At 67.7% G+C, this 18878-nt stretch carries 19 protein-coding genes, 3 tRNA genes and 1 pseudogene; 8 read left to right on the top strand and 15 right to left on the bottom strand.

Translation table 11 applies throughout. From position 1 onward, the window contains the following. Positions 1-12 precede the first annotated feature (12 nt). Entirely contained in the window at positions 13-1509 is a 1497-nt protein-coding gene (locus RIV12_RS08280; RefSeq protein ID WP_309323144.1) for an LCP family protein, read from the top strand. An 88-nt stretch (positions 1510-1597) separates the two neighbouring features. Here RIV12_RS08280 and galE read toward each other — a convergent pair whose 3' ends face one another. Continuing rightward, entirely contained in the window at positions 1598-2587 is a 990-nt protein-coding gene (gene galE, locus RIV12_RS08275) for a UDP-glucose 4-epimerase GalE (protein WP_075417071.1), read from the bottom strand. A 54-nt stretch (positions 2588-2641) separates the two neighbouring features. Between galE and RIV12_RS13165 the strand changes: the two are divergent. Both RIV12_RS13165 and RIV12_RS08265 read left to right on the top strand, forming a co-directional pair. Next, a pseudogene (locus tag RIV12_RS13165) lies at positions 2642-3106 on the top strand (Abi family protein); the annotation flags it as partial. A 20-nt stretch (positions 3107-3126) separates the two neighbouring features. After that, entirely contained in the window at positions 3127-3789 is a 663-nt protein-coding gene (locus RIV12_RS08265) for an Abi family protein (protein WP_309323177.1), read from the top strand. A 43-nt stretch (positions 3790-3832) separates the two neighbouring features. Here RIV12_RS08265 and purE read toward each other — a convergent pair whose 3' ends face one another. Further along, positions 3833-4384, bottom strand: coding sequence for a 5-(carboxyamino)imidazole ribonucleotide mutase (gene purE / locus RIV12_RS08260; RefSeq protein WP_309323142.1), 552 nt, complete (start codon positions 4382-4384; stop codon positions 3833-3835). A 51-nt stretch (positions 4385-4435) separates the two neighbouring features. After that, a complete protein-coding gene (locus RIV12_RS08255) occupies positions 4436-5731 on the bottom strand; it encodes a 5-(carboxyamino)imidazole ribonucleotide synthase (RefSeq protein ID WP_309323140.1) in 1296 nt (431 codons plus the stop codon). A gap of 77 nt (positions 5732-5808) precedes the next feature. Between RIV12_RS08255 and RIV12_RS08250 the strand changes: the two genes are divergently transcribed. The 3 genes from RIV12_RS08250 (at position 5809) to RIV12_RS08240 (ending at position 8517) form a co-directional block, all read left to right on the top strand. Beyond that, positions 5809-7071, top strand: coding sequence for a hypothetical protein (locus tag RIV12_RS08250; RefSeq protein WP_309323138.1), 1263 nt, complete (start codon positions 5809-5811; stop codon positions 7069-7071). Positions 7072-7111: 40 nt separating this feature from the next. After that, entirely contained in the window at positions 7112-7675 is a 564-nt protein-coding gene (locus tag RIV12_RS08245) for a GtrA family protein (RefSeq protein ID WP_309323136.1), read from the top strand. A 110-nt stretch (positions 7676-7785) separates the two neighbouring features. Continuing rightward, entirely contained in the window at positions 7786-8517 is a 732-nt protein-coding gene (locus tag RIV12_RS08240; RefSeq protein ID WP_309323134.1) for a VTT domain-containing protein, read from the top strand. A 104-nt stretch (positions 8518-8621) separates the two neighbouring features. Here the strand turns inward: RIV12_RS08240 and RIV12_RS08235 are convergent, their stop codons facing one another. From RIV12_RS08235 to RIV12_RS08220, 4 genes are all read right to left on the bottom strand, one after another. Next, positions 8622-9698 (bottom strand): sensor histidine kinase, encoded by a 1077-nt coding sequence (locus RIV12_RS08235; protein WP_075417064.1) that lies wholly within the window; start codon positions 9696-9698, stop codon positions 8622-8624. Positions 9699-9785: 87 nt separating this feature from the next. After that, positions 9786-10457: a response regulator transcription factor gene (locus tag RIV12_RS08230; protein WP_309323132.1), complete on the bottom strand. Its 672-nt coding sequence runs from the start codon at positions 10455-10457 to the stop codon at positions 9786-9788. Between the two features lie 226 nt (positions 10458-10683). Further along, positions 10684-11838 (bottom strand): adenylate/guanylate cyclase domain-containing protein, encoded by a 1155-nt coding sequence (locus tag RIV12_RS08225; RefSeq protein WP_309323130.1) that lies wholly within the window; start codon positions 11836-11838, stop codon positions 10684-10686. Positions 11839-11932: 94 nt separating this feature from the next. Continuing rightward, positions 11933-12850: a biotin--[acetyl-CoA-carboxylase] ligase gene (locus RIV12_RS08220; protein ID WP_309323128.1), complete on the bottom strand. Its 918-nt coding sequence runs from the start codon at positions 12848-12850 to the stop codon at positions 11933-11935. 34 nt (positions 12851-12884) lie between these two features. On the opposite strand from RIV12_RS08220, the gene RIV12_RS08215 reads away from it, so the two are divergent. Continuing rightward, positions 12885-13550, top strand: a complete 666-nt coding sequence (locus tag RIV12_RS08215) for a Maf family protein (protein WP_309323126.1) — start codon at positions 12885-12887, stop codon at positions 13548-13550. 13 nt (positions 13551-13563) lie between these two features. Here the strand turns inward: RIV12_RS08215 and RIV12_RS08210 are convergent, their stop codons facing one another. From RIV12_RS08210 to RIV12_RS08185, 6 genes are all read right to left on the bottom strand, one after another. Further along, entirely contained in the window at positions 13564-14247 is a 684-nt protein-coding gene (locus RIV12_RS08210) for a MarR family winged helix-turn-helix transcriptional regulator (protein ID WP_309323124.1), read from the bottom strand. 502 nt (positions 14248-14749) lie between these two features. Beyond that, entirely contained in the window at positions 14750-15556 is an 807-nt protein-coding gene (locus tag RIV12_RS08205; RefSeq protein ID WP_309323122.1) for a MaoC/PaaZ C-terminal domain-containing protein, read from the bottom strand. A 114-nt stretch (positions 15557-15670) separates the two neighbouring features. Beyond that, complete coding sequence (rpmG, locus tag RIV12_RS08200) at positions 15671-15841, bottom strand: 50S ribosomal protein L33 (RefSeq protein WP_003779904.1); 171 nt, start codon at positions 15839-15841, stop codon at positions 15671-15673. Between the two features lie 60 nt (positions 15842-15901). After that, a tRNA-Met gene (locus tag RIV12_RS08195) sits at positions 15902-15975 on the bottom strand. A gap of 38 nt (positions 15976-16013) precedes the next feature. Next, positions 16014-16086 (bottom strand) — tRNA-Thr (locus RIV12_RS08190). 112 nt (positions 16087-16198) lie between these two features. Further along, a tRNA-Tyr gene (locus RIV12_RS08185) sits at positions 16199-16280 on the bottom strand. Between the two features lie 159 nt (positions 16281-16439). Here RIV12_RS08185 and RIV12_RS08180 point away from each other — a divergent pair. Then, a complete protein-coding gene (locus RIV12_RS08180) occupies positions 16440-16937 on the top strand; it encodes a YajQ family cyclic di-GMP-binding protein (protein WP_075417057.1) in 498 nt (165 codons plus the stop codon). 17 nt (positions 16938-16954) lie between these two features. Here the strand turns inward: RIV12_RS08180 and RIV12_RS08175 are convergent, their stop codons facing one another. Continuing rightward, positions 16955-17599, bottom strand: a complete 645-nt coding sequence (locus tag RIV12_RS08175; protein ID WP_075417056.1) for a response regulator — start codon at positions 17597-17599, stop codon at positions 16955-16957. Continuing rightward, positions 17587-18855: a sensor histidine kinase gene (locus tag RIV12_RS08170; RefSeq protein WP_309323120.1), complete on the bottom strand. Its 1269-nt coding sequence runs from the start codon at positions 18853-18855 to the stop codon at positions 17587-17589. Before RIV12_RS08170 ends, RIV12_RS08175 begins: the two co-directional genes overlap by 13 nt. Between the last annotated feature and the right edge of the window lie 23 nt (positions 18856-18878).

The following is an 18878-nucleotide window of genomic DNA, read 5'->3' as shown; positions in this document are numbered from 1 at the left end:
AGAATCATCGGTGTGACTCCGACAGACGACTCACTCCCGCCCTCGATCACGCCTGGCTCCGGCGGAGGCAGGCCTCCACGTCGACAGCGCCCCATTGATGCTGTCAACCAGCGCAGCCGCGAGCGCGGGGAGGCACCAGATGGCGAGTCCGTTGCACAGCCCACTGATGTCGCCGGCGGCTCCCCGCGCCGCCCGTCATCAACGGCTGCCCGACAACCCCAGCGGCACTCAGTCCTGGGCCGTCAGGACAGCGACAAGCCGGCCTCGTCTCAGTCCGCCTCTGAGCGAGAGGGCCAGCAGCCGCCCTCGGTCCAGCCCCGTCGCTCCACCACCCCGTCTCAGCGAGGCAGTCACGCCCGGGCCGGGTCGAGTGCGATCCCCTTGGAGTCGGATGCCGCCGAAGGCAGTGCCGCGTCCGGGCCTGAGCGCACACGGGCGATGCCCGTGCGACGCGGCACCTACCCCGTAGGGTCCCCGGGCCCACAGTCCCCACGAGAGCCGGTTCCGGGTGAACCGGCTCTCAAGCCCGAGCAGCCGCGCCAGCCGAAGCGATTCCGTCCGAGATGGCGCCGGATCGTGGGCTGGACGGTCGCCGTCATCGTCGTCGTCCTGGCACTGATCGCAGCCCGGGTCGCCTGGCTGTGGAACGACGTCTCCTCCCAGCTCCACCGCGTCGACGCCCTGTCCGGGGCGGCCGACACTCCGGGCGAGACCTGGCTCATCGTGGGGTCCGACGCGCGCGGAGGCGCCGTCCAGGACGAGACAGAGGGGGCGCGCGCCGACTCCATCATGCTGCTGCACAAGGCGGAGAACGGGCAGACGAGCCTGACCTCCCTGCCGCGTGACACCTTCGTGGACATCCCCGAGTACGGGGAGAACAAGATCAACGCCGCCTACTCCTTCGGCGGCCCCAAGCTGTTGGTCCAGACCGTGGAGAAGCTCTCCGGGCTGACCGTGGACCACTACGTGGAGGTCGGCATGACCGGGGTGTCCCAGATGGTCGACGCCGTCGGCGGGGTCAACGTCTGCCTGGACTACGACGTCGCCGACGAGGACTCGGGCCTGGTCTGGGACACCTCCCACGGCAAGTGTCAGACGGTGGACGGGTCGAAGGCACTGGCCTACTCCCGGATGCGCAAGTCGGACCCGACTGGCGATGTCGGGCGCGGCCAGCGCCAGCGTGCCGTCATCTCCGCGGTGGTCTCCAAGGCGGCCGCGCCGTCCACCGCATTCTCCTTCTCCCGGCAGGACGCCCTGGTCGACGCCGGCACGAATGCCCTCACGGTGGATCAGAGCGCAGGCACCATGAGCATCGCCCAGATGGTCCTGGCCTTCCGATCCGCCTCCGGCAGTGGCCTGACCGGCGCACCGCCCATTGAGGACACCGCCTACGCCCCCGAGGACGCCGATATTGGCGAGACGGTGCTGCTGCAGGACACGACCGCTCCGGACTTCTTCTCCAAGCTGCGCGACGGGAAGCTGACGACGACCGACTTCAACCAGTCCTGACGCGGAGCATCCGCGCAGCAGGCGGGCTGACACCTCAATCATGAGGTGTCAGCCCGCCTGCTGAGATCCGTTCGGGTCCGAGGAGCGCTCAGCTGAAGTGGGGCCGGTTGGGGTCGGCCTGCCATGAGGTGTAGGACGAGGCGACGATGTCGTCCAGGTCGTGCTCGGCCTTCCATCCCAGGACCTCGCCGATGCGGGTGGCGTTGCCGATGAGCTGGGGCGGGTCGCCGGCGCGGCGGGCGAGCTCCTCGGGCTCCAGGTCCAGGCCCGTGGAGGCGATGACCTTGGAGACGACCTCCCGCACCGATGCGCCCTGGCCGGTGCCGACGTTGAAGACGTGCTCAGCCATCTCCTGGCCGCCGGCCAGGTAGTCCAGGGCGGCGATGTGGGCGACCGCCAGGTCCTTGACGTGGATGTAGTCGCGTACGCAGGTGCCGTCGGGGGTGGGGTAGTCGGTGCCGAAGATCTTGGGGGTCTCGCCCTTGGAGAGGCGGTCGAGCACCATGGGGATGAGGTTGAGGGTGGCCATGTCGCCCAGGTCGTCCCAGCCGGCGCCGGCGACATTGAAGTAGCGCAGGCCGGCCCAGCGCAGCCCCCAGGCCTTCCCTGCGTCGGCCATCATCCACTCCCCGATGAGCTTGGTCTCGCCATAGGGGTTGATGGGGCGGCAGTCGATGTCCTCGGGAACGACCTCCACCGGGGGCATGCCGTAGACGGCGGCGGAGGAGGAGAAGATCATCTGCTTGACGCCGGCCGTCTCCATGGCCAGCAGCATGTTCGCCAGACCACCCACGTTCTGCTGGTAGTACCAGGCGGGGCGCTCCACGGACTCGCCCACCTGCTTGCGGGCGGCGAAGTGGATGACGGCGGTGACGCCGCGCGAGGTCATGACCTCAGCAAGGGTCTCGGGGGCCTGGCCGCTGGCGACGTCGAGCTCGACGAGGGAGGCTCCCTTGACTCGCTCCGGCGTCCCGTAGGACAGGTCATCGACGACGACGACCTCCTCCCCGCGCTCGAGGAGAAGTCGGACCACGTGCGCGCCGATGTAGCCGGCGCCTCCAGCAACGAGAATGCTCATGCCCACAGTCTACCCACACTCGCTCAGAAACGAACAGAAACGAACGTGAGATCCATGCGGCAGTGCGTTCCCCACCCAACACCCCCTCGCAGCTGTAAACCCGTGTACACTGACACCACAACACCCCCCAGGCCTCTCGCTCATCAGAGCACGCCCAAATCGGGGGGTTTTTACATACCAACACCCTACAATTGGAGGACGAATCCTCCAGGTCAACATTACGATAAACCAGCGCTCAATGAGAACGACCTCATTGAGCGCTACATTGAACGCGGCCCCATCATCACGGACCGGAATCGCACCGCCAGGTACCTCCGACATATTGGATACTATCGACTCTCCCCATACACAATCCCCTTCCAAGCCGACCGAACCACCCACTCGTTCAGACCGGACACCACCTTCGACGACATCCTCTATATCTATGTGTTCGATCGACAGCTGCGCCTCCTGACAATGGACGCACTTGAACGCGTCGAGGTCGCAGTGCGTGCCGCAGTGCCCAACACGATGTCAACACACGGCGAAGGCGGAGCCTTCTGGTACCAAATGCCTCCAACTACCAAAACCGCAGAGGATACTCCGCAACGATTGAGCGCATCGAGGACCTCACAAGACGCGAGCGGCAACATACCCCCTCGGATCGCTGCGAACAGGCGGATCGCCTCCACTACCCAGATGCGCTCTCGCACTACCTTGCCACCTACTCGTCTCCAGCGACACCGCCGTCCTGGCTGGTCATCGAACTACTCACCGCCGGTGAGCTTCAACATCTTTACGCCAGCCTGCCCCTCAAGTATCGTAAAATAATTGCTCGGGAGCTCAACCTCCCTGACCAGGTGCTGCAGTCTTGGCTCAAGACCTACGTGAGGGTGCGCAACATCTGCGCCCATCACGGACGCCTCTGGAACAGATTCCTTGGCGTTTATCCAGCCATCCCCAGAAGCCCGACCATCCGCTGGCTCAACGATCGCAGCACCTTTGATACCGGCAACCCTAGAGCCTTGGAAAGAAAGAGGCTCTACCCTGTTCTCGTCTCTCTTCAGTCGATCTTGTTCACCATCAGTCCGCACTCAACATGGGCTCTGAGACTGCATACTCTTTTAGAGAAGTACCACGACATCCCACTGAATGCCTTGGGAATGAAAGCCAACTGGGACGCCGACGAGTTCTGGCAGGAGACCTTCGAGGCCGGCTCCTGACGCGATCAACGACCTTCGCACGCTTCGCGTCGTCGGTTGATCATCAATCCTGCAGCCGCTCGCGCAGGGCAGCGCCCTTGGCGTGGGCAACCTCGCCAAGGTTCTTCTGGAAGACCCGCATGGCGTCACCCAGGCGGGCGGCCTCCTGTCCCTGACCGGACGCGAGGATGCGCACCGCCAGCAGCCCGGCGTTACGGGCCCCGCCGATGGAGACCGTGGCCACTGGGACCCCGGCCGGCATCTGCACGATGGACAGCAGGGAGTCCATACCGTCGAGGTACTTCAGCGGTACCGGCAACCCGATCACCGGCAGCTCGGTGACGGCCGCCAGCATCCCGGGCAGGTGAGCCGCTCCCCCGGCACCGGCGATGATGACGCGCAGTCCCCTCTCGGCGGCAGCGCGCCCGTAGTCGATCATCTCGGTGGGCATGCGGTGGGCCGAGACGACGTCGGCCTCATAGGCCACCCCGAACTCGTCGAGAACCTCGGCGGCGGCTCCCATGACCGGCCAGTCCGAGTCCGACCCCATGACGATGCCGACCACCGGCTGCCCCGAGCCTGCCGTGCCCGTCGTCGTTCCGCTGACCTCATTCATGAATGTCCTCCCTGTCTTCTGTGTACTGCGAAGCGCTCCGCCAAGTCCGGCTCAGGCGTCCCCGCGCAGGATGGCGACGGCCCCGCGCGCCTGCTCGACGACGTCGGCGACCTCCTGCCCCTGGCCGACCGTCATGGTGACGTGCCCGAGCTTGCGGCCCGGTCGCCACTGCTTGCCATAGAGATGAATGCGAGCCTCGGGTTGAGCGGCCATGGCCCGGGACAGGGCGTCGGCCCCCGGCTCGTGCTGACCGCCGATGAGGTTGACCATGACGGTAGTGGGCGCCGTGGCGTCAGTGGCACCCAGCGGCAGGTCGAGAACCGCCCGCAGATGCTGGGCGAACTGGCTGGTGACGGCCCCGTCCTGGGTCCAGTGACCGGAGTTGTGGGGACGCATCGCCAGCTCGTTGACGTACAGGCGCGTGGGCTCCCCGAAGGTCTCCACGGCGAAGAGCTCGACGGCGAGCACTCCGGTCACCCCGGCACGTTCGGCGACCGTGCGGCCGATGAGCTCGGCCTCCTCGACGGCGACCGAGTCGAGACCGGGTGCCGGCGCCAGCACCTCGGCGCACATACCGTCCTCCTGGACCGTCTGAGCCACCGGCCACACCACCACCTGCCCACTGGGGGTGCGGGCCAGCAGGACGGCGAGCTCACGGGTGAAGGGGATCGCCTGCTCCACCAGGAGACTGGTCACCGCCGCCCCGCCTAGGCTGCCTCCCCCACCGGTACCACGTCCGTCACCCTGACCGGCTCGAGCACGGGCCACCGAGGCGATCCACTCGGCCGCCTCGCCCTCGCGCAGGGACTCGGCGCTGCGCACCAGCAGGACCCCGTGACCGTCATAACCTCCGCGCGGCGTCTTGAGCACCACGGGCCAGCCGTGCTCGCCGGCGAAGGCCTCAACGGCGTCAGCCATCTGCTCAGCGCTGTCCTGCTGCGGTCCGCCGACCTCCGCCCAGGCGGGCTGCGGAAGCCCGGCCCGGCTCATCATCCGCCGCATGGCGAGCTTGTCTCGTGCCAGGGTCAGGGCCTGCGGGGTGGGCTGGACACTGACCCCCTCGGACTGGAGCCTCTCCAGAAGGGCCGAGTCCTGGTGCTCGTGCTCGAAAGTGAGGACCGCAGCCGGTTCCCCCCCGAGTCCCTGAGTACCGTCCCCGGCGACGACGGCGCGCACGGCCGCCTCGTCATCGGCGGCCCCGACGGGAGCGTCCGGGGTCACCTGTCCGGTGGACCCGTCCGCGGCCTCCACCAATGCCCTCAGGTGAATACCCAGGGCACTGGCCTCCTCCTGCATCATGCGGGCCAGCTGCCCGCCTCCGATCACGGCGACGATGGGTACGCTCACGCCCCAAGGCTACCCGCCCACCGCGCATTCTCACCGCATTCTCACCGCGCTCGGGTCCAGACCGTAGGGTGGGAGCCGTGACCCCACCCGCCTCAGAGTCCTCCACCGCCCAGCAGGCCCCGCACTCGCCTTCGACGCGCGGCGCGCCCTCGAGTCCTCACCACCGGCTGCAGGTCCTGGCGGTCTGGGCCGCGGCGAGCGCCCTGACCTTCGTCATCCTGCGGCTGGGCGCCCAGGACACACCCGCCACCCCGTGGGCCGGGGCCGCACCGTCCTGGGAGGAGCACATGCGCTTCTGGGACGCCGGCTGGTACAACCGGATCCTTGAGGAGGGCTACCCGGATCGGCTGCCCGTGGGCGCCAACGGGCGGATCACCCAGAACACCTGGGCCTTCATGCCGCTGCTGAGCGCCCTGTCCTCCCTGCTGGGCTGGACCGGCTGGTCCTTCTACGTGCGCGCCACCATCGTGTCGATCCTGGCCTCGGCGTCAGCGGCGGTCGTCATGGACCGCTGGCTCTCACCGATGACGGGGAGGCGGGCCTCCCTGTGGGCGGTGGCGCTGGTCTGGTCCTCGCCGTGCGCCGCAATTCTCCAGGTCCCCTACGCCGAGTCCCTGGGGCTGGTACTGGTGGGGCTGACACTGTGGCTGGCGAGCCGCGGGCGGGCACTGACTGCGATTCCCCTCGCGCTGGCCGCCTGCTTCGCCCGCCCCGTCGGTGTCCCGCTGGGGGCGGCGCTGGGGTTGTGGTGGGTCTGGGAGGTGGCCTGCGCCCGGGGCTGGGTCCCATCCTCCTGGTTCCCACGTCTTCTGCCCGACCACACCCCTCAAGCACCGGGCGCGCGTCGACGGCTGCTGGCGCTGGCACTGCTCACCTGCTCGGCAGCCCTGAGCTGGCCGGTCATCGCCTGGCTGGTCACGGGCCGGCAGGATGCCTACACCGCCACTGAGACCTCCTGGCGCGGTGCGGACCTGGCGCCCGTCGTGCAGTGGGCGATCCGCTTGGGCGACTGGGTGGGCCCGCATCTGGCCCTGGCCCTGCTGACCGTCGTGCTGGCCACGGTGGGCCTGCTGCTGAGCGCCCCGGGGCTGCGGGCCCTGGGACCTGCGGCCTGGTTCTGGTGCCTGGGCTACCTGCTCTACCTCCTGGTCTTCTTCGACCCGACGACGTCGGTGCTGCGTCTCCTGCTGCCTCTGGCCCCAGCGGGCTGGGCGCTGGCCGCGGCGGCCGGCACCACCCGCAGGCGACTGGCTCTGCTGGCGGCCTGCGTCACCGGCCAGCTGTTCTGGGTCTCCTGGGTGTGGGACTTGGGCAGTGTCAGTATTCACTGGGTTCCGTGAACGGCCTCGGCTTGCATGACCTGACTGTCATCGACATAGGATGCCCGCCATGACGCTTTCCTCCGGCAATTCCTTGACGCAGAGGCTCATCGCCCTGGTCAAGGAGTTCATGCAGTTCGGCATGGTGGGCGCTGCGGCCTACGTGATCGACGTCGGCCTGTTCAACCTGTTCCAGCACGGCCCCACCGGATTCCTCTCCGGTCACCCGAACTCCGCCCAGCTGATGGCGTCCTCGATCGCGACCGTCTTCTCGTGGATCGCGAACCGCTACTGGACCTACCGGGGCCGCACCCAGAAGAACGTCGCGCGTGAGGCCACCTTGTTCATCCTGGCCAACCTGGGCGGCATCGCCATCACGCAGTTCTGTCTGCTCTTCACCCACCACGTCCTGGGGCTGACCTCGCCGCTGGCGGACAACATCGCGGCCTACGTCGTCGGCTTCGGCCTGGGGACGGCATTCCGGTTCGTCTTCTATCACTACATCGTCTTCACCGGACACAAGGACCGCTCCCCCGGCGACGACGACACCGACAGCTCCGGTCCCCAGGGGCAGGCCGGCAGCGGGACTGAGCCCCGCACCGTCCCCGTCTCGGTTCGCCCCTGACGCCCGACAGAACCAGCGCAGCAGGCTGCAATATCGGGGTGCCCGATTCCACAGCCCGGAGGGGATCGCTCTCACGGCATGGCCGCCGGGGCACCGTTTAGCCTTGCACGGTGACTGCCCTGACCGCCTTGGCCCCGGCGCTGAATCTGCCCGCCGCCCTCCCCTCCGCCCACGCACCGATGCTCGGCCCCGAGTGGCTCGATGCCACCTTCATCATCAAAGCCTTCGTCGGCTGGATCGGCCCCTGGGCCATCCTCGGCGTCATGCTCGTCATCTTCGCCGAGACCGGCCTGCTCATCGGCTTCTTCCTGCCCGGTGACTCACTGCTGTTCACCCTGGGGATGTTCGTGGCCATCGGCGAGACCAACCCGGCCGAAGGAGTTCCCGTCCCCATCTGGGTGGCGGCCCCCCTCGTGTGGCTCGCGGCCATTGCCGGCAACCAGACCGGCTACCTCATCGGCCGCAAGGCGGGACCCGCGATCTTCAACAAGCCCGACTCACGCCTGTTCAAGCAGGAGTACGTGGACCGCACCTCGGACTTCTTCGAGCGCCACGGCGGCAAGGCCGTCACCCTGGCTCAGTTCGTGCCGATCGTACGCACCTTCACGCCCGTCATCGCCGGTGTCGGCAAGATGAACTACCGCCACTTCATCACCTTCAACATCCTGGGCGCCACGTTCTGGGCCTTCGGCATCACCTGGCTGGGCTACTTCCTGGGAACGATCAAGTGGATCCAGGACAACATCGACGCCATGATCCTCATGATCGTCTTCATCTCGGTGGCTCCGATGCTCATCTCCGGCGTCTCGAAGCTCATCAAGTCCCGCCGCCAGAAGTCCTGACGCCTCTGAGTGGACGCACACCGTGGGCTTCGAGGACTGAACCCGGGTTCAGTCCTCGAAGCCCACGCTGCGTCCTCGCCATTTCTCGAGCGATCAGCAGCGAGTCAGAAGCGACGACGTCGACCGACGGAGACCAGCGCACCTTGCGGCAGGACGTTATTGGGGTCCAGGGACTTGGGGACGGCGTTGAGGAGGATGGAGAAGACGGCCGGACTGCGCTGGGACAGCTCGATACGGCCGCCGTCGGCCTCGACAAGGTCCTTGGCCAGCGCCAGCCCGACACCGGTGGAGCCGTAGCCGGAGACGTGCCGCTCGAAGACGTGTGGCGCGATGTCCTCGGCCACGCCGTCGCCCTCGTCGGCGATATCGACGAAGACCGCGTGACCGCCGTTGGCGCTGCGCACGCTCACCGAGGTCGTCCCGGCTCCGTAGCGCAAGGAGTTCTCGATGACAGTGGCCAGGACCTGGGCCAGGGATCCGGGAGTGGCCAGGACCGGGTGGCTGATCTCGTCGGAGAAGGTGATGGTGCGCCCGGCCTGCTCGAAGGCCGGCTCCCACTCCTCACGCTGCTGGGCGAAGATGTCCTTGAGGTGCAGGGCCTCCGTGGTGCCGCCTCCGGTGCGGCGTGAGACCTTGAGCAGGTCCTCGACGACGCCGGTGAGCCTCTCGACCTGTTCCAGGCAGGCGTGGGCCTCTGCGCGCACCTCCTCCTCACCGGCGAGCAGCTCGATCTCCTCCAGGCGCAGCGACAGACTGGTCAGCGGCGTGCGCAGCTGGTGGGAGGCGTCGGAGGCGAACTGCCGCTCGGCGGCGATGCGTCCGGCCACGCGCTCCGCCGAACGCACGAGCTCGGCCTGGACCAGGTCGATCTCCTCGATCCCCGAGGAGCGCAGCCGCGGACGGACCTGACCGCTGCCGAGCTGCTCGGCCTCGGCGGCCAGGTAGATGAGTGGGGCCGAGATGCGTCTGGACACCCGGGAGGCCACGACGGAGGCCGCCGTCAGTGCGGTGCCGGTGAGCACCAGAACCGTGAGGACGACCGTGCCGATGATGGTGACCCGGTCACCGCCTCCGGCGGAGCGCAACGCGCTGACAATCCAGGCGCCCCCCAGTGGCAGCCCCAGCAGGAGGACCGCCACGGACACCGCCGACATCGTCATCGTCATGGCGTAACGACGCATGGCAAGTCCCCCTTCAGCCTCGATCGGTGTGTCGAGGCGGCTGCAGCCTCCAGCACCCCGTTCCGGGATGCCCTCCCGGTCAGCGGCTCAGCCGGCGGTCAGAAGGTAACCGTCCCCCTGGGCCAGCAGAAGCGCTGGCCGCTCCTCATCGTCACCGAGCTTGCGACGCAGCCAGGTCACGTGCATCTGAAGGGTCTGGGGACTCCCGGTGGGATCCTCGCCCCAGACCTCCTTGAGAATGTCCTCACCGGAGGCGACCTCGCCGCCGGCGCGCACCAGGACCCGGAGCAGCTCGAACTCCCGGGTCGTCAGCTGCAGCTCACGCGAGCCGACGAAGGCCCGGTGAGCGGCGACGTCGACCCGGATCTCTCCGACACTCAGCTCATCCTCCGTGGCCTCCCCCGAGGCACGGCGGACCTGCGCCCGCACGCGAGCCAGCAGCTCGGCCAGGCGGAAGGGCTTGGTGACGTAGTCATCGGCCCCGGCGTCCAGACCGACGACGAGGTCGGAGTCCTCACTGCGCGCGGTGAGCATGAGGATCGGGATGGTCAGGCCCTGGGCCCGCACCTGACGGGCCACGTCCAGGCCGTCGATGTCCGGCAGCCCCAGGTCCAGGACGATGATGTCAGCGGCCGAGACCTCCTCGAGGGCGCCTTTACCGGTGCCATGAGTCAGGACCTCATAGCCCTCGCGTCCAAAGGCGCGGGCGAGGGGCTCGGAGATGGCAGGGTCGTCTTCGACGAGCAGAACAGTTGTCACATCCGCGATGTTAGGTGACGACACACCCCCACCGCCATCGTCCCAGAGGTGGAGAAGATACCAAGACGTGACCACTGCCGGGACGGCGACTCCCCCGCTCTCCCACGCCCAGAACACTTTTCCGTGAGGATACCGCGGGAAACCTCGATTCCACGTTGCTCCTTCAAGAGCTGAGCGAACAAAGAATCACGAGATGGTAACGGAACCGCGATCCCGGTCCTACGGCTCAGAGACGGGTCGGCGAGGTTCTCTCCAGCGACCAGGGCACGATCTGCCCCAGTCCCTTGGCCACCACCTCATGGCACTGCCCCACCCGGTACCGATCCGCCTGAGACGAGCGGAGAATGGCCATGGCAGTTGACTCATCCAGACGGATACTGCCGGGTTCGGCCGCGTCCACAAGCCGTGAGGCCAGGTTGACGGTGGGGCCGAAGACGTCCCCGGAGCGGGAGATGACCCGTCCTTCGACGAGGCTGGCTCGAACCCGGATCGCGTCCGGCCCCTTCTGGAGCTCATCGACCAGGGCGGTGACGACGTCGGCGGCGATCAGAAGGTCATCGGAGATGTACATGACGGCGTCCCCGATCGTCTTGACCACCCGCGCCCCCCGGGAGGTGATGACGTCCCGGGCCGTGTTCTCGAAGCCCTCGAGCATGTGAGTCAGGGCGGCTTTACTCATGCCCTGAGCGCGCTGGGTGAAGGAGACGATGTCGACGAATCCCAGGGAGCGGATGAGCGGGTAGAGGTCGGGACCGGTGTCCTCTCTGCCCCGGGTCGACACCTCGGCGTCGGTGCGTCCCAGGATGGAGGCCATGTGACGGCGCCACACGTAGGTCAGCTGGCGCGACAAGAGCTCCACGAGGCCATCGATACGGTCGAGGGCGACCAGCCGTGCGGAGGTGTCGTCCAGCCCGAGACGCTCACTGAGGTCGGTGACGAAGGTCTCCAGCTCCCACAGGACCAGCCGGTCCATGGTGTAGGACTGGGCTCTGAGGAGCTCGAGCACGCTGGCCGAGGCCAGGGAGGAGTCGCTGGTCTCGTCAATGAGCGCCACGGTGTCTTGAAGCGCGGCGACATCCTGCTCGGTGAAGTGAACCGCATCGGGGTCGACGTCGGCGAAGCCCATGGCGCGCCAGAACTTCTGCGCCATCTCCATGCTGGTTCCGGCCCGCTGAGCCACCTCGGTCAGGGTGAGGCTGGGGGACGCCCCCAGCAGCAGGCACTCATGCCCCACCAAGGTGGTCCGCCCCTCAAGGTCCACCTCAGCAGCAGCCCCGCCCTCGACACGATGGGCGTCCTCATGAGCCTTCTGCGGAGCGCCGCACCGGACCCCGTGGGAGTCCGGTGCGCGCCCCTCGCTCGCTTGGCTGTCTAATGTCACCCTGCCACAGTAGCGCAGATCACACGCCTATGCCCATTGAGCGACCGACCACATGGAGCGGCAACGAGTTCGTGGTTCTCACGGCTCCTGGCACTCAGCCCTTCACACGCACGAGGGTCACATCGCCGGCGCGGACCTCGGTGTCACCGCCCTGATTGCGCAGTACGAGGGCGGGGGTGACGTCGACGGCGAGCCCGCTGAGCTCACCGTCAGGAGCCTGGACACTGACCTGCTTCCCCAGGGTGGTCAGCGCCTCGCGCAGCCTGCGCCCGAGTGCGCCGTCCCCGGCGTCGACGTCCCCGCCGGCCTCCTCCCACTGACCGATGAGCTGAACCAGCTGATGGCCGATCGCCGCGAGAACAGCCTCCGCAGTGTCCGCGCACGCACCTCCACCGCCCGCGCCGACGGCACCGAGCGTGCACAGGGAGCCGGCCCAGGGGACCGGCAGATCCTCAGCCTCCTGCCCGATGTTGACGCCGATGCCGAGGATGACCATCGGAGCCTCGTCACGGTCGGCGGGAACCGCATCGGGTGCGAGCTCCCGAGGCGCGCACCCGTCGGGGCCTTCCGGAGTGACGAGCTCACTGAGGACGCCGGCGACCTTGCGCGTGCCGGCCCAGCCGGGTACCGCGGGCACGACTGCTGGGTCATCAGGCACGGCGACGACATCATTGGGCCACTTGGTCCCCACCCGCCAGGGCAGATCCTCGACGAGGGGAGCCAGAGCATCGCGGACGGCCATGCCACCCAGCAGCGGCAGCCACGTCAGGCAGTCAACGGGAACGAGGGGCCGCAGGACCACGGAGACCAGGAGGGCACCACCGTCGTCGGGGGTGACCCAGGTGCGTCCGGATCGCCCCCTGCCTGCGGTCTGCCTCAGCGCGCGGAGTGCCGACAGGTGCGGCCAGGCTCCGCGTTCAGGCCCCGTGAGGGCCGCGCGCAGGTCGTCCTGGGTGGATCCGGTGACGGGAACGGTGTCGAGTCGTGAGAAGGGGCTACCGCCTGGGCTCATGGTCCGAGCCTACCGGCCCGTATAGGCTGACGGCGTGATTCTTCTGGCCTCGAAGTCATCCGGCCGCCTGGCCACCCTGCGAGCCGCCGGCGTCGACCCGCTGGTGCGAGTCTCCAGCGTTGATGAGGAGGCTGTGCTCGGCGAGCTGTTCCAGCGGCGCCGCGACGCCGGGCTGACCGCCCCGAGCGCGGCCGAGCAGGTGCAGGCCCTGGCTCGGGCCAAGGCGCTCGACGTCATGGCATCCACCGACCCGCAGGAGGCCGAGGTGGTCGTGGGCTGCGACTCCATGCTGGAGATTTCCGGCCAGGTCGTCGGCAAGCCGGCCGATGCCGCTCAAGCCCGTGAGCGCTGGCAGATGATGAGCGGAAGCACCGGCACCCTGCACACGGGGCACTTCCTGGTGCGCACTGCGGACGGCGCCATCGCCGAGGGGGTCAGTTCGGCCACCATCCATTTCGGCTCCCCGTCGCCGGCCGAGGTCGAGGCCTACATCGCCACCGGTGAGCCGCTGTGGTGCGCCGGCGCCTTCACCATCGATGGACTGGGCGGAGCCTTCATCGAGGGGATCGATGGCGACCCCCACGGCGTCGTGGGTATCTCCCTGCCGCTGCTGCGCCGACTTCTGACGGACCTGGAGGTGCTCTGGACAGACCTGTGGGCGCCGCCGCCGGTGGCGAAACCGACTGACGACGCCCACTGATCGCGCAGGAGCGTCAGGAGGCCGAGGCCGCCGAGAACCCGGAGGAGTCCGGGGCCTGAGCGATGACTCGCATGAGCTCGGCCAAGGCGACCTGCTGCTCACGGCTGAGGCGGTCGACGACGTGACGGCGCACGCCGTCGAGGTGCACCGGAGCCGCCTCGCGCAGGAAGTCGAAGCCCTCCTGAGTCAAGGTGCAGTTGACGCCGCGGCGGTCGGAGTCGCAGGAGCTGCGCTCGACGTACCCCACGCTCTCCAAGCGCCGGACCGTATGAGTCAGCCGCGAGCGGGAGTGCGAGACGTGCTCGGCAAGAGTGGACATGCGCAGGGTGTGGTCGGGCGCCTCGGACAGGCGCACCAGGATCTCGTACTCGTGCATGGAGATGCCGCATCCGGCCTCGAGCTCGCGGTTGAGGCGGGCTGTGACCGAGGTGGAGGCTGCCAGGAAGGACCGCCAGGCATCCATCTCGATCTCATCGAGTCGACGGAAGCCCTCCTGCTCCAAGGAGTCGTTCTGTCCGCAGCTCGAGGTGGGCTCCTGGCCGCAGCCGCCCACCAGCCCCCGGCCGCGCTCGGGCGAACCGGCCGACTCCTGGTTGTAGGTGGCCTCAACGGCCTCCTGATCGCTCTGAGTCCACGTCATCTCAACGTCCTCGGCGTAGGCCGTCGTCTCCACCATCGTCCGCTCTGCGGTAATCACCTTTATCGACTCCTCTCAGCACCGACCCGGATAGGCCGTGAACCCTCAAGCGCGAACTTGTTGTCTGCCTTTAGCTTTCACACAAGCGCGGCTCTGCTTCTTTTTTATCACACTCGGTCGGAGCCCCAGCACCCCAGCGCAGTGCCCCACAACATCGGACACCCTTGAAAACACATGTCACACCCCCACTTTTCCTTGCTGCTCAGCGGATTCAGGAAACTGGAACTCGTGCGGGAAAACAATTCGGACACTGACTTCATGTCACCTGACATACGTCAGATTGACAATCAAAATACCCACCTTTGTTACGCTATCATCCCCGTTGACCGATGATTGGGAAGTGCCTGACAATTCGTTTCCACCTTCTCATCTCACATCCTTCAAGACAACAATGAATCGCCGTCAAAATTCCCTCCAGCAGGCAATCATTATTCCCTCATGCGGCGATAGGGGGAATGGGGCGCCTGCGTCGTCCTCCGGCAGCGGTCACGGGGTTGCAGCGTCATCGACGCCGCAGGATGGGCCGCCGCCCCTGAGCGATGTCTCCACTGGTGGGATCAACAGCGAGCGTCACCCACAGCTCCTCCGCGCCGCACTCGGACTCAGGAACATCAGCAGAACCAATGAATACCAGGCTTATCTGCCGTCGAGGCGAAGACTCGACGAGTGCGAGACTGATCGCCCCGAGCAGCAGGCCATGAGCGACGACCTCACCGGAACCGGCCGACAGCCCAGCCTCGGATGCTCTGCCGGGCAGGAGATGGATGGGGTTCCGATCTCCGCTGACCTCCGCCCAGGAGGCGATATCAGCGTAGGAGAGCCGGTAGAAGCTGGAATCAGATAGCGTATCAAATCCATCCCCGGAGGCCGTGAGTTTCCCGTTCTCGACGGCGTCCGCCTGAGGCGACCGGGTACGGCGGGCGAGCTCGTGGGTCACGCACCAGCGCCGGCCCGTCATCGACACCTCGACCGTCGCCTGGATGAGCTCCCACCCCGCGCGCTCGACCTGCCGGATCGATACTCCATCGGGCACGGCACGCCCCGTGGCCGCCTCGGCTCCCGCCGGGCTCGCGCTCATCCGGCAACGGCGGTGCACCAGGCCCTCCCAGGCGGCGTCACCCCGATGGTCCCGCACCCACCCCTGGACCTGATGCATGGCCTGCACAGCGGGAAGAATCCCTGCCGCCCCACGCAGGGCCCGGTGGTGCGTCTCGCAGGACGAGGACTCGGAGGAGCCGGTTGCGAGTATCCCGGTCAGAACTGCTGCGAGCCGCTCGAGGGCGTCGTCACAGAGGCTGAGACCGTTCACCCCTCCGATGCTAGGCGCCGGCCCCGAGGAGACGACGAAGCCCCGCCGACATCGTGTCGACGGGGCTCGCTCCGCGGTCGCAAGGCGGCTGCAACCGCGATCGCTAGGCGATTCTCAGCGGGTCTCGCGGTGCTCAGTGTGCTTGCCGCAGCGAGCGCAGAACTTGGCGATGCTGAGACGGTCGGGGGTGTTCCGACGGTTCTTCTTGGTGATGTAGTTGCGCTCCTTGCACTCCGAGCAGGCCAGAGTGATCTTGGGGCGAACGTCGGCGGACTTGCTGGCCACGTTTGTCTCCTCGTGTCGATCCTCGAGCATGCGACGGAACGCTGTACTCGAAAGCTTGCGTAGCGGGGGAGGGACTCGAACCCTCGACCTCACGATTATGAGTCGTGCGCTCTAACCAGCTGAGCTACCTCGCCATAGGAACACAATGGGGGCCAGTGGCCCCCGCTGTGAGAGCCCCGAAAGGGAATCGAACCCTTGACCTTCTCCTTACCATGGAGACGCTCTGCCGACTGAGCTATCGGGGCAACGAGCCGAATCCTAGGCAGATCCGAATCGCTCTGGCAATTCGTTCCGCCGTGGCTTCGCTCACTGCGGGCCTCGCCGGGTTGGCGAGGTGGGATCAACGAGTGATCGCCGTGGCGGGTGAGGGATTCGAACCCCCGTAGCATTACGCGGCTGATTTACAGTCAGCTCCCATTGGCCGCTCGGGCAACCCGCCTTGGTTCCATGCTCCGACCTCCCGGTCATCGCTTGGCGCCGTGGAAGAATAGCAAGGCAGCGGCGCGCAGCGCCAATCGCCCCCGTAGGACCCTCCTCACAGAACAACCCGCCTAGACTCGGGTCGACTGAAGTCCCGCCCCCGGAAAGGACTGCCGCCATGGCCAATGACTCCTCCTTCGACGTCGTCTCCCGCCTCGACCGCCAGGAGGTGGACAACGCCGTCAACCAGTGCGCCAAGGAGATCTCCCAGCGCTATGACTTCCGCGGTGTCGACGCCTCCGTGAGCCTGTCGGGCGACACCATCACCCTGGAGGCCAACACGGCCGAGCGGGTCATGGCGATCCTGGACGTCCTGGAGTCCAAGCTCTTCCGCCGCGGCGTCTCCCTCAAGGCCCTGGACCTGGGAGACAAGGAGCCGCGCCCCTCGGGCAAGATCTATCGTCTGGCCTGCCCGCTGCGCGAGGGACTCACTCAGGAGGTGGCCAAGAGGATCACCAAGGCGATCCGTGACGAGGGCCCCAAGAGCGTCAAGGCCACGATCCAGGGCGACGAGGTGCGCGTGACCTCCAAGTCCCGCGACGACCTCCAGGCGGTCATCGCCCTGCTGAAGAACCTCGACGTCGACGCCGCCCTCCAGTTCGTCAACTACCGCTGAGGCACCCGCCCCTGCCGCTAGGCCGACAGCAGCGTCAGGACGGCCTTGACGCGGCGGTGGACGGCTGCGTCGGGCAGCAGGCCGAGCTTGGCGAAGATCCGCTGGGTGTGCTTCTCCACGGCCCCCTCGGTGACCACCATGATCTCGGCGATGCCGGCGTTGGTGTGACCCTCGGCCATGAGGGCCAGGACCTCCCGCTCACGGGGCGTGAGCTCGGTGAGCGGGTCGTCGCGCCGGCCTCGCTGGAGGACCTGGGAGACGACGTCGGGATCCAGGACGAGCTCACCGCGCGCCACCCGCTCGACCGCGCCGAGGAAGGCGTCGATGTCGCCCACCCGGTCCTTGAGGAGGTAGCCCAGGGCCCCGCCGCCGTCGGCCAGGAGGTCGGGCAGGTAGCCGGCGACGACGTACTGGCTCAGCAGCAGGATGGGTGCACCCGGCCACTGGGCGCGGATGCGGGTGGTGGCGCGCAGGCCCTCGTCGGTGTGGGAGGGTGGCATGCGGATATCGGCGACGACGACGTCGGGCCGCAGCCGCAGGGCCTCCTTCACGAGGGCCTCACCGTCCCCCACTCCCCCGACGACCTCGTGGCCGCCGTCGGCCAGGATGAGTGCCAGTCCCTCCCGCAGGAGGACGGAGTCATCAGCGATCAGAACGCGCACGGGATCATCGCCTCCAGTGTGGTCGGCCCGCCGGTCGGGGACGTGACTGTGAGCCTACCGTCGACACCGCTGAGGCGCTCAACCAGGCCGGCCAGGCCGTGTCCCTTGGCGGTCGAGGCCCCTCCGATGCCGTTGTCGCTGATCCTCACGCGCAGGACGCCGTCGACGACGCGGGCATCGACGCCGGCGGCCGTGGCCCCGGAGTGCTTGTTGAGGTTGGCCAGCGCCTCGCTGACCACGAAGTAGGCGGCCTGGGAGACATGGTCGGGCAGGTCCGGCAGCTCGGTGCTCACGGTGACGGGGACGGAGGAGCGGGTGGCGGCCTCGGTGATGGCTGCCGCTAGGCCGCGGTCGATGAGGACGGGTGGGGCGATGCCACGGGAGAGCTGACGCAGCTCGTCGAGGGTCTGTTGAGTCTGATCCATGGCGCCCTGGATGATCGCCGACGCCGCCGCCGGATCCTTCTCGGCCTGGCGCTGGGCCCGGGCCAGGTCCATACGCAGACGCACGAGGCGCTGCTGGGGGCCGTCGTGGATGTCGCGCTCGAGGCGGCGGCGGGTGTCGGCCTCGGCGCGCTGGACGGCGGCCCGGGAGGTCTGGAGGCGGCTGACCTCGCTGCGCCAGGAGAGCATGGCGCGGATGAGACCCGTCTGCATGGCGGCCAGGCCCCGTAGGACGGCGGGGGCGGTCAAGGAGAAGACGAAGCCGCAGGTGAGGTTGAATCCGATGTCCCAGAGCAGCTCCGGCTGCAGGCCCAGAAGATGAGCCAGTCCCTGACGCTGCTGTCCGATGGTCGGGTCGAGGACCAGGTCAAGAGTGATATCGGCGATGGGGGCCAGCAGGCCGCCCACGGCCAGGGCCAGCCACACAACGCTGATGATCCAGGTGATGAGGGAGACTGGGAAGTAGATGACGGCCCACAGCAGGTCCATCCAGCGCTGGGGGTCGCGCAGGCGCTGGAAGAGCCGACGGCGTGCGGAGACTCCCGGCTCGGACTTGAGGTAGCCGCCGGGCACCGGCTCGCGTCCGTCCACGCGCGCCACGGCGAGGCGGGCGATGTTGGCGAAGCCCCCAGCGATGCTCAGGTCGACGACGAGCAGCAGCAGCCCGACCCAGATGATGGTGGTGACCACGCCGAGGGCGGTCAGCGGCACGACGAGGTAGAAGGCGAGCAGGCTCAGTGGCCCACTGAGGAGGAGGAAGGCGGCGTCCCTGCCGAGCTGCCGGTAGCGCGCCGCCCATATCGATCGGTTCATGCCTCATATCCTCCTCAGGCCTG

Source organism: Actinomyces stomatis (genome assembly GCF_031292835.1).
Taxonomy (GTDB): Bacteria; Actinomycetota; Actinomycetes; order Actinomycetales; family Actinomycetaceae; genus Actinomyces; species Actinomyces stomatis.
The sequence above is the reverse complement of the archived record's forward strand: the minus strand, read 5'-3'. Positions and strand labels throughout refer to the sequence as shown.

Coding starts and splice junctions, on each gene's coding strand:
- RIV12_RS08245 (WP_309323136.1), top strand. CDS start 7,112: ATGCCCGCCATGACGCTTTCCTCCGGCAATTCCTTGACGCAGAGGCTC.
- RIV12_RS08170 (WP_309323120.1), bottom strand. CDS start 18,855: ATGAACCGATCGATATGGGCGGCGCGCTACCGGCAGCTCGGCAGGGAC.
- galE (WP_075417071.1), bottom strand. CDS start 2,587: ATGAGCATTCTCGTTGCTGGAGGCGCCGGCTACATCGGCGCGCACGTG.
- RIV12_RS08220 (WP_309323128.1), bottom strand. CDS start 12,850: ATGAGCCCAGGCGGTAGCCCCTTCTCACGACTCGACACCGTTCCCGTC.
- purE (WP_309323142.1), bottom strand. CDS start 4,384: ATGAATGAGGTCAGCGGAACGACGACGGGCACGGCAGGCTCGGGGCAG.
- RIV12_RS08235 (WP_075417064.1), bottom strand. CDS start 9,698: ATGCGTCGTTACGCCATGACGATGACGATGTCGGCGGTGTCCGTGGCG.
- RIV12_RS08180 (WP_075417057.1), top strand. CDS start 16,440: ATGGCCAATGACTCCTCCTTCGACGTCGTCTCCCGCCTCGACCGCCAG.